Genomic DNA, 12,931 nt, shown 5'->3' with positions numbered 1-12,931 from the left:
TGATCGCCATCTCCTGCAATGTGATCTCCTCAGACTTCACAAGCTTCACACGGCATTTCATCGACACCTCGGTACCAGGGAAAAATCCAGGTTACCGAAATCCAAACAGTTTTACCAGGAGCACTTATGCGCGAACACCCGACTTTCGACATCGCAAAACGGAGCGTAGACTTATCCCTCGTCGTCAAACACTAGGCGCATTCGTGTCGAGCAACCGAAGGGGGCGCCATGGCAGAAGTAGAAGTTACGGCATTCTGGGACACCAAGTCTGCCGTCTGGGTCGCACGGAGCGACAACATACCAGGTTTGTTCACGGAGGCGGATACACTGGAGGACCTCATATCAAAGCTAAAAGTTCTCGTTCCGAAGCTTGTCGAGGCCAATGACCGGAATTGTCACGGCGCCGTCCCGTTTGTCCTCCAGGTGATGGATACGGCTCACGCCTTGGAGGAAGCCTTACCGCACAAGGAAAGGCGGCGCCACCACGTCGTCCGTGCCCCCCGGCCTGACGGTTCGCGGCCCGTAACAGCGGCACGCCGGTAAGCCGCGCGATCGACTCCACGCTCTGCCGTTGAGTGGCGTCGATCGCCAAGTCGCTGTTGACCCAGCCGTTCGACATGCCGACAAGCACATTCGATCGTTCGATAAGTAGGCGCCAGTTCGGCCACCACTGGAAGTCTTCGTAGCAAATCGAGAAGGCGACACGCTTGCTCGCGACGGTCAGATATGGCTGCCCAGATTGCCGGGCCCGACGCTCACATTGGCGGCCGGCCGCCATGCTCCAGGCGGTACCGGTTGCCACTGTCGAACCATCCGTGGTTTGCCCCAAGTACTTCCGCACTGTCCGTATAACGAAGCGATCGGGCGCCAGGTCCCTCGCCCGTCACTGCGCCGGATACGGCGAGATCGACGCCGAGCACCGCGGTCCCATGCACCGCCGCCAGAACGACGAATGATCGCTCAAGGCCACGCCCGGCACCCACCAGGGCAGCGCCGCGCGTTCCATCGGAAAATGGGGGATGAACAAGGTACGCGTTTGTGCGCTGCAGCGCATAAGCGCGTACCTTGTTGCCCCCCGATTGCGGACAAAGCGAGGATTGCCGCACTCCATCAGGTTGCCCAGGCCGCGTTCTGGGCGAACGCGTAGCTCCACGGGTTCGAGGCGGAAGGCCGCCTCCCGGCGCCGCACCAAGCGGGAATCCCGTCACCAGGTGTGAGCGGCAAGACTCAAAACCGCACGACGAGCAGGACGAGCCACGCGAAATCGATGGAGCGCGCAGCATACCTGACAACCAGGGCGGCCAACAGGTGGGAACGACGAACCGGTCGTGGGCGCGCCTCGTGCGTTGGAATGCTCGGGCCCGGCCGTCAATACTCGCAGTCGTTGCGCCACAGCAGCGTCGCCAGGCTCAGAACCGCAACCGCTACGAAGTACGCGGCGAGCCGCATAGTCGCCGGCATCGCCCGCCTGATGAAGACAGTCCAGGCCTGCTTCAGCCAGCGACAGCCACGTCGGTCGGCTTCAGCGCAACTCAAAAGAGTCTTTCCTGGCTACCCTGCGGGTCCTCTCCGCCCTCAACGGCCAGTTTTGCGTCCAGCAAGAACGCGATGATGTTCCGCGGTGGCGCGTGGATTCTTCTTGAGAGCAGGGAAACAAAGTCGTCAACGGTCCCACACGGGTGGCAGTCGTCAAAAGACTCGAGCAGCCACTGAACGAGGTCCACAGGCACGCGCAACCCCGCCTGCGTCGAAAGGACGCGCAGCTGGCTTGCCGGCAGCGTAGCGTGAGGCCGCCAGACGAGGCCGGACTCATTGATGGCCGGGCGGGTTCGAACGACCCGGTAGTGCGGTTCGTCGCCGTTCCGCTCCACAAGGAATCCTCGTTGGACCAGTGCCGAGAGGAACTGGTGGACAGCGATGCTGTCTGCGCCCGGAAATGGGCGGTCAAGAAGATAGCGGTTCTTCAGCCATCCGGAGACGGCGGCGACGGAAAACATGTTCTCACCGACACCGGGATGGACCTTCTGCACAAAGCGGCTGAAAACGTCAGCCTGCCAGACGCGCCGGTCCACGCCGAACGTCTGCTCGCCGCGGACCTCAATGTCGACGTACGCAGGCCACCGGTCGCACGGCAGGTCCATTTCCTTTTCGAGCACCTCGAGCTTTTCGGTGACCGCGAGTTGCCGGAAGCACGTGCTGTCTGCGAATGACAAGGCGGGGTTCCAGGGTGAAGGCGCGCTCGCTTCCAATGCTTGCGCTCGCGGGGCTTCAGGTTCCGCCGCCTGATAGTGGCTGCCATTGTGCCTACCGGCCGCAAGGGAATGCGCCGGATGGAAAACCCAGCGCTTGTTGGCGAGGGAATGCAGCAGCGACTGGCGCAAGTCGCTAAAACCATGGATGTCCGCCGGCGGCGGCAGCTCTACCTCGAGCGTGGGCAGCTGCAGGGCGCGCAGGCGCTCCGGTGTAGTGGTCCTAGGCAGGCCCGGGACTGAGAGCTCAATGAGCAACTGCCCTTCGCCCGTCTCGGCGAGAAAGTCGACCGGTACATGGCCCACCTCCAGGTCGCAGGCGGAGTCGGACCACTGGGCGAGGGACGCGGATAACCTGTTGGCATCGACTGGCTGCCCTGCGAGCGGGGCCTTGATGAAGCGGCTCTCTGTCAGTACACGCTGCGCGGCGGCGCGCAAGGCGTAGTGAGCGGCAAGCCGGCAAGAGGTCCGCTGCGCGTGCACGAAGTAAGGAAAGCCATTCTCGGGGGTCTTCCGACGCAGTTCCTTTCCACATGCCACACAGAGGTACGTGGAACGACTCGTTGTGAACAGGTCACTGGCCGCGGCGATATTGCCCGCCTCATCCTTCGCGAAGACAATGTGCGCAGCTTTGGCCATGGGCGTCCCACTCTGTTGGCACAATTCGCTTTTAACCTATTCAAGGAAAAACCGCCTGGAAATTGGGCATCCTGCGTTGTAAATACGAGACGAAGCGCCACCTGTCGCGGCTCCGGTTCCTGACGCAGGGCGCGTCGTCCTGCGAAACGGGAGCCCCTGATGTGCCGCGAATGGCGTTGTTGCACGGAGAAAAGCGAGAACGAGTTTTCCCCTTTTGCCATCAGCTATGCTGCCCGCACCTTGCAACGGACGGATTTCGGGCGTGCAGCGACAAGCATGCGGTTGAGCCCGCCACGCCGATGGCCGCTTCAGTGCGTTGGGCGGGCAGATCGCGTGCCCGCAAGGGTGTCCCGATGAGCGGCTTGTAGCGGTCCATGGTGCGCTCAACCAGTGCGCGCCGCCTGTAGCCGGTGGCGGTCTGCCAGGCCAAAGCTGTGGACCGCTAACGATTGCGCGGCTCCACGATAGATGGCTATGTGCCAGTCATCCCGCGCCGTTGCTTGCCGGATACCGTCAGGTGGCCGTCATCCCTCTACGCGCTCCCATTTGAAGGACTCGTTCATCACATGCACTGCAAGGCCGTAAATCGGGATTGCGTCTACAGAGCCGCACCACGCGGCGGGATACGCCCTATGTCGCTCGCCCTCAGCGCACAAGGCTGCCCATGCCTCGTTGCTCATACGGGCTTTCCTCCGCAATGCCTCGCCAGCGTGCAGACGTTTCACGTCGCACCCATACCCGTAGACGAGAGCGTGCAAAAGTTGGGGAGGTGCATTTCGTCAGGCATCCCTGGCTTACGGCATGACCGCGCTGTCTGTTCTGTCTGTTGGCCGGCGCCCGCCTGCCGACGTTGGCCCGATGCATTTGCCGTAACGCGAGTCGGCAGTTTTGAGTGCCAGAATGCGATGGGACGAGAATTCCCCGTTCAAAACCGCTACTCTGACCTGCGCCATGCAGTGCGCCCCTTCGTCAGTCCAGCGCATCTGTCGCTTCCTGGCCATGCGGTGGCTGACGACCTGGTTCACCGCGGACTCGGCGATGCTGCTGCTGATCGGCAGGCCGTTGCGATGCCGGGCGCCGTAGTTGACCAACGTGTGCGCGTTGTTCCTCAGGTACCCGGAGACAGTGTTCAGGTTCCACCAAAGCGTGCTGAATTCGTACCCTTCCCGCGTCAGCAGCCGACCGTCCAGTGCTTGATCCGCTCCACCGCCTTGCTGCCCTTGCCATGCCAGACCAACCACTTCGCGTGGGTGATTTCGGTCTCCACCGACTCCCGTTCCAGCGCGGCGATCATCTTGCTGCCGAACACGGAACGCTGCGCCGCCTTGAGCTTCATCGCGATGTGGAACCAGTCGAGGATCCGGCCGCGAGCCATCTGACTGCCCTGGACGGCCTTCTCAAATTCACCAGCGTCGTCGCTGATCACGGTCACGCGTTCATCGGTCGCCACACCGTTCCGGCTGAGGAACTGATCGAGTCGCGCTGCGCCCGAGGTGACTTCCCTGTGCACATAGGCACACACCTTTGGGGGACCGTCGGTGAACGTCGCCCGCCCGGCGATGATGTTCACGTGGCGGCTAGGGCCTCTCCCGGAGTCGCAATGCCGCAGCCACGCCGAGTCGACGGTCACGGCCGCGACATGGCTGGATTCGCGAGCCTGCACGTCTGCAACGGCCCGGGGCAGCTTCGCGATGTCACGCTCGATGTCAGCGTCGAGCTGTTTTCCCAGAGTGTGAACCCGATCCCGGGTGCCGCTGAACGAAATGCCCTTGTCCAGCGGCAGCACTTCCTTGAGCATGGCCGTGGCCTGCCGGTATGGCAGATGGGCTGCCCACTTCGCCTGGAGGTATTCCAGCTCCGGCGTGACGCGCCCGGTCAGGGCTTTGGACAAGGGATGCACCACACGCCGCGGCGTCCGCGCAGTCCGCTGGCAAGCGCACGACCACAGCCGCGGACTCTTCACCGTCACTTTGCCGTACACGGTGCGCAGCACCGTCGAGCGATTGTCCTGTGGCTCAAGGCCGCGCCGCAGCACCGACAATGGGTCTGGCCCGGGAGCCACCACTCCACCTGTTTCGAAACCAGCTCGGCCTGCACCGTGGCCAGCAGGGACCGCCCTTCTGCGAGAGTCAGGCCCAGTTGGGCAAGACTGCAGTCAGAGCGCTCAACCACGGCAACAACTCCGTCGCCCTCATTGACCGTGTCACTGTCCCCGTCGGCCAACCTTGCTTCGATGATCAACCGCATGGTTTACTCCCACCGTTGCGATACCGATCAGCGTACCCCACACGAAGCCGGCGCCGCGCCCGGAAGCTCGAGCGGCCCTCCCCGGGGAGCCTCCCCAGGTTTTGCACGCTCTCAAGGCGCCTGCACAATACCGTCATCGATACCGTCATTTTTGCCTGGCAGACCCTGTCGGTGCCATGATCATCAACTCCGGCCATTCCTCGACCAGAAGCATGCGAAGCACGCTGCAGCCGATGATGTCACTCCTAAAGCAGGCTCTACACCGCCTTGTCGTCATCTACGGCGGAGCGAACGACATGATGATGCCGGAAATCCTGTTACCAAACGGGACTAAAAATGCGGTTGTGTGGACGAGTACTCGCGTACTCCGCCGATGTGCCGTGCCGGCCGAGGCGATGACGCCGTTGACGAGCGAACGCACGGCTATCGTGGTTGACGCGCTCACCGCGTGTCTCCTTAAGCGGGCGCAGGAGTGTACGGGCAAGGCAAATATTCGTTCTTAAATACAAACATTGTTCTTATAATAGCGATCTAGTAGGCGCCAGGCCGGATGTCAATTGGACCGGCTTGCCGACCATACAGATGCTGCCGCGGCGAACTGCCTTGAGCGACGCCCCGCAGAGTTTGGAATCAGCGACGATTCTCGCAAGAATAATCGAACGGTGCATGATAATGCGAACGAAAGTGCTGCCATCGAAAGCAGCGCCTTCAACGCCGGCTGGGGGACCCTGCCCCGTTCTACGAGGGAGTTCAATTGATGATCGAAGCGGCACCTTCGTGGTTGGAATGGGCGTTACAGCAGCCCCGCCGCTCGCACGTCACCCACGCTGAAGGAACCCGTCTTCACTACGTATCGTGGAATGCCGGCGACACGCACAAACCAGGCTTGCTCTTCGCCCATGGATTTCTCGGCCACAGTCACTGGTGGGACTTTATCGCGCCATTCTTCACCGAACGCTTTCGCGTTTTCGCGCTCGATTTCAGCGGCATGGGGGACAGCGGGCATCGCGTCGAGTACCACCCCGACTGTTTCGTTCGCGACCTCGCCGAGGTACTCGAGAACGCCGGAATCGCGCCGGGGATCGTGGTCGGTCACAGCTTTGGCGGGTCGCGGCTCATGCAGGCTTGCGCGGCGTTCCCCGAACTGATCAGCCATGCGATTGTGCTGGACTCCTACTTCAAGCTACCCGGCGACACGCTGCCACTTGGCGAGCGACGCCCCGCGCCGCGATCGTATCCCCACGCGGCCACTGGAATCAGCCGCTTCCGCCTGATTCCGGAGCAAGACTGCGAGCCCTGGTTGCTGGACCACCTGGCTCGATCCTCCTTGCGCCAAACCGAGTCGGGGTGGACCTGGCGATTTGACCCGGCGTTACGCAAACTGCGATCTGCTGAAGGCGACGAAAGCATGCTGAACCGCATCACGGTGCCTGTCACGTACATCCACGCGGAACTTAGTGCGGTGGTCAGCAAAGATCGGGCTCAGCGCATCGTCGCCGCGATCCCTCACGCACGTGGTCCTATCACCATGCCTCAGGCACGGCACCATATGATGCTCGATCAACCTCTGGCACTTGTCGGCGTATTGCGAGCGTTACTGGCGTAACCATGTCGAACTCCTGCACGAAAGGCACAGACTGGTTACCGGACGTCCCTCTCCACGTCCTGCTATCCAGGGCAGCGCTCGCGCGCCCGCATACGCGCATGCATTTTCATACCGAGGAAGGCGCGACGCTCGCCACGACGGCGGAACTCATCGACTCAGCGGACAGGCTGGCTCGTGGACTGCGCGCCATCGGCCTGCGTCGTGGCGATCCGGTTGCCATGCAACTGCCGACTTCGCGCGAAACCGCAGTACTTTACCTGGCAGCGCTACAGATCGGTGCCATCCTGGTCCCCATTGTGCACATCTATGGCCCTACCGAAGTGGGCTTCATCTTGCGCCAGTCCCGAGCGCGTTTCCTGTGCGTGCCGGACCGTTGGCGCGGCATTGATTTTCTTGCGCGAGTCGAAGCGCTTGGTAGCCTGCCCGATCTGGAACGCGTAATCGTTGTCGGCGAGCGGACGCCGGCAAACGGCATCACGTTGAAGACCGTCGCGACGCTTGGCGACGCGCACGCGAGCAATGCGCCCGCTCCAGAGCCGCAAGACGTCTGCCTGCTGCTATACACATCCGGCACCACAGCTACGCCGAAAGGTGTGCAGCACACGCACCAGACTGTGGGTGCGGAATGGCAGATCCCGTTCATCGACGGACCCGGACCTTACCTGACACCCTTCCCCGCAGGCCACATTGCTGGCTTCAACTTCCTCCTGCGCCCTTTCGTGACGGGTACCGACATGGTGTTCATGGACCGCTGGGACGCGTCGCTGGCGGCCGAACTGGTGGAGCGCTACCGCGTCCGGCTATCGGGCGGCACGCCTTTTCATCTGCAAGGGCTGCTCGAGGCGGCGACGCGCGACAAACGCGATCTTTCATCGCTTGCCAGCTATGGACTGGGCGGAACAGGGGTTACGCCGGAACACGTCGAACTGGCCGATCGATCAGGCTTCGCGGGCACCCGCGCGTACGGTCTGACGGAACATTCCACGGTCAGCATCGGCTGGCGCGACAGCCCGTTTGCCGAGCGCGCCTGTACGGACGGCCGGGTTCAACCAGGCAGCCAAGTACGCATTGTCGATGAGATGGATCGGGTGTTGCCGGTCGGCAGCGAGGGGGAGATCCTGGTGTGCAGCCCCGAGCTGTTCATCGGCTACACCGATCCCCTGCTCAACGCACAGGCCTTCACATCCGATGGGTGGTTTCGCACAGGCGACATCGGCAAGCTCAACGCCGCGAACTGCCTGACGATCACCGATCGCAAGAAGGACATCGTCATCCGTGGCGGCGAAAACATTTCGTCGCAAGAGGTCGAGCGCGTACTGGCCACCCATCCGGCAGTCAGGGACGTCGCGGTGGTCGCGCGACGCGACGCTCGCTACGGCGAAACCGTGTGCGCAGTCGTTGTCCTGCATGCCGGCGCCCAACTCGATCTGCCCGCCGTGCAAATGCATTTCGCCAAAGCGGGTGTGGCACGGCAAAAGACCCCTGAAAGCCTGTGGGTCGTCGCAGACTTGCCCCGCACCGCATCGGGGAAGGTGCGCAAAGGCGATCTGCGCGCGCAAGTCAATGGACAATCCGGATAGCTGCGCGAGTTGGTTACATGTTCGGGTAGTTCGGCCCACCACCCTCAGGCGTGACCCACACGATATTCTGCCTCGGGTCCTTGATGTCGCAGGTCTTGCAGTGCACGCAGTTCTGCGCGTTGATCACCACACGCTCGCTGCCGTCATCGTTCTTCACGAACTCATATACGGCCGCCGGGCAATAGCGGCTCTCCGGCCCGGCATAGGTGTGCAGGTTGACGTTCACCGGCACGGTCGGATCCTTGAGCGTCAGGTGAGCCGGCTGGTTTTGCTCGTGGTTGGTGTTCGAGATGAACACCGACGACAGCCTGTCGAAGGTCAGCTTGCCATCCGGCTTCGGATAGACGATCGGCTTGCATTGCGATGCGGGCTTGAGCATTTCGTGGTCCGAGTGCTGGTGGTGCAGCGTCCACGGCACGTTACCGCCCAACACCTTCTGCTCGAGGCCCACCATCAGCGTGCCCAAGTACAGGCCCTTGCCCATCCACTGCTTGAAATTACGGGCACGGTATAGCTCGGTGTGCAACCAGGAGCTCTCGAACGCTTCCGGATAAGCCGCCAGCTCATCCGCCTGACGCCCAGCATGCACCGCATCAAAAGCCGCTTCAGCGGCCAGCATCCCGGTCTTGATCGCCGCATGGCTACCCTTGATCCGCGATGCGTTCAGGAACCCCGCATCGTCGCCGACCAGCGCGCCACCCGGGAACACCAGCTTCGGCAGCGATAGCAGGCCGCCAGCCGTGATTGCCCGCGCGCCATACGACACGCGCTTGCCGCCTTCCAGAATCGCGCGGATCGCCGGATGCGTCTTGTAACGCTGGAATTCCTCGAACGGCGACAGGTACGGGTTCGTATAACCCAGGCCGACCACGAAGCCCACCACCACCTGGTTGTTGTCCATGTGATACAGGAACGAGCCGCCGTACGTGTCGTTCTCGAGCGGCCAGCCTGCCGTGTGCATCACCAGACCCGGCTTGTGCTTCGACGGATCGATTTCCCACAGCTCCTTGATGCCGATGCCATACACCTGCGGATCGACGCCGTCGCGCAGCTTGAATCTGTCGTTGAGTTGGCGTCCCAGGTGCCCACGGGCGCCTTCGCAGAACAGCGTGTACTTCGCGTGCAACTCCATGCCGAGCTGGAAATTTTCGGTCGGCTGGCCATCCTTGCCGATGCCCAGATTGCCGGTGGCGACGCCTTTGATCGAGCCGTCGTCGTTGTACAACACTTCGGCCGCAGGAAAACCCGGGAAAATCTCGACACCCGCCGCCTCGGCCTGCTGACCCAGCCAGCGCGTCACGTTCGCAAGGCTGATCACATAGTTGCCGTGATTCTTGAAGTTATCCGGCAGTGCCCACGTCGGCACGCTCTTCGAGCCGGTCTCCGTCAGAAACAGGAAGCGGTCTTCGGTCACGTCCACGGTCAGCGGCGCGCCTTTTTCCTTCCAGTCGGGGATCAGTTCATTCAGCGCGCGGGGGTCCATCACCGCGCCGGAGAGGATGTGCGCCCCGATCTCCGAGCCTTTTTCCAGTACGCAGACGCCAATTTCAACGCCTTTTTCCTGCGCCAGCTGCTTCAGGCGGATCGCCGCGGACAGGCCAGCAGGGCCGCCGCCGACGATCACCACGTCGTATTCCATCGACTCGCGCGGGCCATACTGCTCTAGCGGTACTCCGGTCATGCGAAGTGTCTCCCTGACTGATTGGTGCACGGATCTGGCCGCAATCAAAATTTGCCGATCCGCCCAGCAAGGCGCGGATCGATGCATCAGAATCGCGCTTGCCGAGCGTGCTGAATATCAGGGTGAGAGTATATATTTACGAACAATGTATAACAATACGAATGACCCGGGCGCCGTAGAACGAGGCGCCGTTGCAAGGAGACTCGCGTGATGCGCAGTGAACGTTACGAAGCGGGAACGCAAGTTGTTCATGTGAGCGTTACACAAGGAACGACCGTACCGACTCTCGAAGGCAAGCCTCACGGCTGCATCAGTTCGTAGGCGCGGAGTGCCGCAATCTCCGTCACGCCGCCATCGACCGGCAGGCATACACCGGTAATGAAACGCGCTTCGTCGCTCGCGAGAAACAACGCAGCCAATGCAACGTCCCATGCGTCGCCTTCGATGGCGAGCGGTGCGACCTTTATGCGCCGCTCTTTAGCCTCCTCGTCCAGCATGCTCTCGACCATCGGCGTGAAGATATGCCCCGGCGCAATGGCGTTGGCGCGCATTCCGTCGCGACCGTACACCACAGCCAGTTCACGCGTGAGTGCGATCATGCCCGCCTTTGACGGCCCGTAAGCCGCCGTCCCGTGACTCCGGATACCGGCGGTCGAGCTGACGTTGACCACCGCGCCACCCCCGCCCGCAACCAGTTGCGGTGCCGCGCTGCGGCACATCAGAAACGCGCTCTTCAGATTCACGTCGACGATGCGATCCCACGAGGCTTCGTCAAGCGTCTCGAAGCGGCCGCCCGGGCCTGCCACGCCGACGTTATTGACCAGCACATGTAGCGCGCCGTAACGCTCGACCGTGGCGGCTACGACACGCGCACATGCATCGTTATCGGTGACATCGGCAGCGCAGACAAACGCCTTGCCGCCCACCTCGATGATCATCGCGAGCGTCCCGGCTGCCCGCTCCTCGTTCTGGTCGACGAGGCAAACCGACGCGCCTTCACGTGCAAAAACGCAGGCGATGGCCTTACCTGTGCCAACGCCATCGTCTTGCGAACCCGCTCCGGTCACGATCGCGACCTTGCCCGCAAGACGCTGGTGGAATGTCTTTGGATACGGCATGGATTTGCCCGATATAAAGTTGCCCGGCGAACAATTAGTGGGGAGGCCGCAAGACCGTTACGCGGCCGTCACGCGACGCCAGAATCACCTCGTCACCCACGTGAAAGTGCAGCGGGATTTCGTCGAGTGGGACCTTCCTGCCATCGATCCCACGGCAATAGGTGCTTTCATCGAGCGTGAACGCTCCGCTGCGGCCATCCTCGCCCTGCACCGCCACCTCGTGCTGCGAGATCGCGGTGATCTCGCCGATGATCGGCGTGTCGCCGGATGCGCCCATCACACGGATGTCCATCGACAGCCGGAAGCGGTCCGAGTAATTCGCCACCCCGGTATGCGGGGTGTTCAAATGCATGATGAGCACATCCCCAGGGCGATACGTCGTGCGACGCCACGCATGCGCGGGCACTGCGTTATCGGGAACCGGAAACAGCGGCGGCTGCGAGAGATCGTGCAGATAAGGCCCCTTGTGCAGCCCTTCGGCAAGGACCAGCCCGCCCACGTCCGCGTCTATTTCCACGAGCGGAATCCAGCAGATGGCGAACGGTATTCCCGCGTTATAGAAACCGTCCTGATGGACGTAATCGAAGCGGGAGCGGGAGCGGTCTTGAACCGGCGGCGTCGCGCGGTACTCGACTGTCGGAATCCAGAACGGCTCGTCCGCAAGCAGCCGGGTGAAGAAACGATCGACGGCCGGCTCGGCAACGAACGGCTTCCACGTCTTGCGTGCAGCGAGGGGTTCCATACGGAACGGAAAGTCACCGAGATTCTTGCCGCTGTAGCGGGCAGCTGGATCGCCCGGGGCAATCATGCCAAGTTGCGAAAGCTCATCGAGAAATACGCCGCGTAATCGCCCGACCGCGTCCGTATCCAGCACATTGCGGAAGAACCAATAGCCATCGCGCTCCCAGGCTGCCTGGAGCGCAGCGCGATCGTCAAGAATATCGTTCGATACGTGCAATTCCTGCATGGCCGGCAGCACGCCAGCTTCCAGCACGGTACTCATTTCGTCTCCTTGTTGTGCGCCGTGTTTGTTCACACGGTCGACGCCCCTGTCTGACGGGCCTTCATACCAGTTTAGTCTCCAGCACGGCGTAATGCAACGAACAGTTGCATTAAATGGAAAGCGCAGTTCGCACAAAATCAGTCGTCACAACATGGGGAAAACCAGACGATGAAAGGCGTTGTGTTTTTTGAATGACGTGCATATAGTTGCATTCAATCGAAGATACTTTTTTGGCAGGAATCCAGTGGATCATCCGTCGGAACTTCAACTTGAGGATCGCCCCCTGGAGGTCGAAACCGCCTGCGTGGACGCACCGGACACTTACCGATCAGAAGAAAGTGTCGCGTACCGGATGAACCAGGTTCGCCTGCTGCTGTGCGGCGTCATCGACAAAAAACTCGCCGCGAACGGTCTTTCCGCCTTGCAATGGGGGCTACTGAAAGCGCTCTTTGACGGCCGGGCCAGAACACCCACCGCGCTGTGCCGCATCCTGTTGTCCGATAGCAGCGCAATGACTCGTCAGCTCGATTTCCTTGAGAAGCGCGGGTATATCCGCCGCGTGCGCAATGAGTCAGACAGACGCAGCGTCTATCTGATGCTGACCGACGCGGGTCGCGCCGTGACTTGCGAGACCCTTCCGCTGATTGTCGAAACGCGTGACCGGCAACTGCGTGGCTTCACGGGTGACGAAGTGAACACGCTCAAGCAGTTCATGGATCGCATGATCGACAACCTGAGCTGACGACGACCGACCCAACGCCGTATTTCGCGCAGTCGTCGCGGTGCTGGAACCGCACCTAATCGAATC

The 12,931-nt window shown here is 61.8% G+C and carries 10 protein-coding genes and 1 pseudogene; 5 read left to right on the top strand and 6 right to left on the bottom strand.

Annotation, left to right across the window (positions count from 1 at the left end; genetic code table 11):
- Window positions 1-228 precede the first annotated feature (228 nt).
- Entirely contained in the window at window positions 229-543 is a 315-nt protein-coding gene (locus GNZ13_RS54145; protein WP_172161066.1) for a DUF1902 domain-containing protein, read from the top strand.
- Between the two features lie 989 nt (window positions 544-1,532).
- Here the strand turns inward: GNZ13_RS54145 and GNZ13_RS05050 are convergent.
- The 3 genes and pseudogenes from GNZ13_RS05050 to GNZ13_RS05040 all read right to left on the bottom strand — a co-directional run bounded on the left by GNZ13_RS05050 (window position 1,533) and on the right by GNZ13_RS05040 (window position 4,779).
- A complete protein-coding gene (locus GNZ13_RS05050; RefSeq protein ID WP_172161064.1) occupies window positions 1,533-2,888 on the bottom strand; it encodes a competence protein CoiA family protein in 1,356 nt (451 codons plus the stop codon).
- A gap of 917 nt (window positions 2,889-3,805) precedes the next feature.
- Window positions 3,806-3,976, bottom strand: a pseudogene (locus GNZ13_RS54140) (ISKra4-like element ISBte2 family transposase); the annotation flags it as partial.
- Between the two features lie 83 nt (window positions 3,977-4,059).
- A complete protein-coding gene (locus tag GNZ13_RS05040; RefSeq protein ID WP_172161060.1) occupies window positions 4,060-4,779 on the bottom strand; it encodes a hypothetical protein in 720 nt (239 codons plus the stop codon).
- Window positions 4,780-5,311: 532 nt separating this feature from the next.
- On the opposite strand from GNZ13_RS05040, the gene GNZ13_RS05035 reads away from it, so the two are divergent.
- The 3 genes from GNZ13_RS05035 to GNZ13_RS05025 all read left to right on the top strand — a co-directional run bounded on the left by GNZ13_RS05035 (window position 5,312) and on the right by GNZ13_RS05025 (window position 8,321).
- Complete coding sequence (locus GNZ13_RS05035) at window positions 5,312-5,638, top strand: hypothetical protein (RefSeq protein WP_172161058.1); 327 nt, start codon at window positions 5,312-5,314, stop codon at window positions 5,636-5,638.
- A gap of 254 nt (window positions 5,639-5,892) precedes the next feature.
- Window positions 5,893-6,741, top strand: coding sequence for an alpha/beta fold hydrolase (locus tag GNZ13_RS05030; RefSeq protein WP_172161056.1), 849 nt, complete (start codon window positions 5,893-5,895; stop codon window positions 6,739-6,741).
- Window positions 6,742-6,743: 2 nt separating this feature from the next.
- Window positions 6,744-8,321 carry an AMP-binding protein gene (locus tag GNZ13_RS05025; protein WP_172161054.1) on the top strand — a complete coding sequence of 526 codons (1,578 nt, stop codon included), beginning with the start codon at window positions 6,744-6,746 and terminating at the stop codon, window positions 8,319-8,321.
- Between the two features lie 13 nt (window positions 8,322-8,334).
- Here the strand turns inward: GNZ13_RS05025 and GNZ13_RS05020 are convergent, their stop codons facing one another.
- From GNZ13_RS05020 to GNZ13_RS05010, 3 genes are all read right to left on the bottom strand, one after another.
- Complete coding sequence (locus GNZ13_RS05020; protein ID WP_172161052.1) at window positions 8,335-10,002, bottom strand: electron transfer flavoprotein-ubiquinone oxidoreductase; 1,668 nt, start codon at window positions 10,000-10,002, stop codon at window positions 8,335-8,337.
- Window positions 10,003-10,301: 299 nt separating this feature from the next.
- Window positions 10,302-11,120 carry an SDR family NAD(P)-dependent oxidoreductase gene (locus GNZ13_RS05015; protein WP_172161050.1) on the bottom strand — a complete coding sequence of 273 codons (819 nt, stop codon included), beginning with the start codon at window positions 11,118-11,120 and terminating at the stop codon, window positions 10,302-10,304.
- Between the two features lie 34 nt (window positions 11,121-11,154).
- The gene (locus GNZ13_RS05010) at window positions 11,155-12,123 is read right to left on the bottom strand and encodes a phytanoyl-CoA dioxygenase family protein (RefSeq protein ID WP_172161049.1); all 969 of its coding nucleotides are present in this window, start codon (window positions 12,121-12,123) and stop codon (window positions 11,155-11,157) included.
- Window positions 12,124-12,367: 244 nt separating this feature from the next.
- On the opposite strand from GNZ13_RS05010, the gene GNZ13_RS05005 reads away from it, so the two are divergent.
- The gene (locus tag GNZ13_RS05005) at window positions 12,368-12,865 is read left to right on the top strand and encodes a MarR family winged helix-turn-helix transcriptional regulator (protein ID WP_328807182.1); all 498 of its coding nucleotides are present in this window, start codon (window positions 12,368-12,370) and stop codon (window positions 12,863-12,865) included.
- The last annotated feature ends 66 nt before the right edge of the window (window positions 12,866-12,931 follow it).

It is taken from the genome of Paraburkholderia elongata (genome assembly GCF_013177735.1).
GTDB lineage: Bacteria > Pseudomonadota > Gammaproteobacteria > Burkholderiales > Burkholderiaceae > Paraburkholderia > Paraburkholderia elongata.
This window is presented reverse-complemented; position numbering and strand designations above follow the sequence as displayed.

Coding starts and splice junctions, on each gene's coding strand:
- GNZ13_RS54145 (WP_172161066.1), top strand. CDS start 229: ATGGCAGAAGTAGAAGTTACGGCATTCTGGGACACCAAGTCTGCCGTC.
- GNZ13_RS05050 (WP_172161064.1), bottom strand. CDS start 2,888: ATGGCCAAAGCTGCGCACATTGTCTTCGCGAAGGATGAGGCGGGCAAT.
- GNZ13_RS05035 (WP_172161058.1), top strand. CDS start 5,312: ATGATCATCAACTCCGGCCATTCCTCGACCAGAAGCATGCGAAGCACG.
- GNZ13_RS05030 (WP_172161056.1), top strand. CDS start 5,893: ATGATCGAAGCGGCACCTTCGTGGTTGGAATGGGCGTTACAGCAGCCC.
- GNZ13_RS05025 (WP_172161054.1), top strand. CDS start 6,744: ATGTCGAACTCCTGCACGAAAGGCACAGACTGGTTACCGGACGTCCCT.
- GNZ13_RS05020 (WP_172161052.1), bottom strand. CDS start 10,002: ATGACCGGAGTACCGCTAGAGCAGTATGGCCCGCGCGAGTCGATGGAA.
- GNZ13_RS05015 (WP_172161050.1), bottom strand. CDS start 11,120: ATGCCGTATCCAAAGACATTCCACCAGCGTCTTGCGGGCAAGGTCGCG.
- GNZ13_RS05010 (WP_172161049.1), bottom strand. CDS start 12,123: ATGAGTACCGTGCTGGAAGCTGGCGTGCTGCCGGCCATGCAGGAATTG.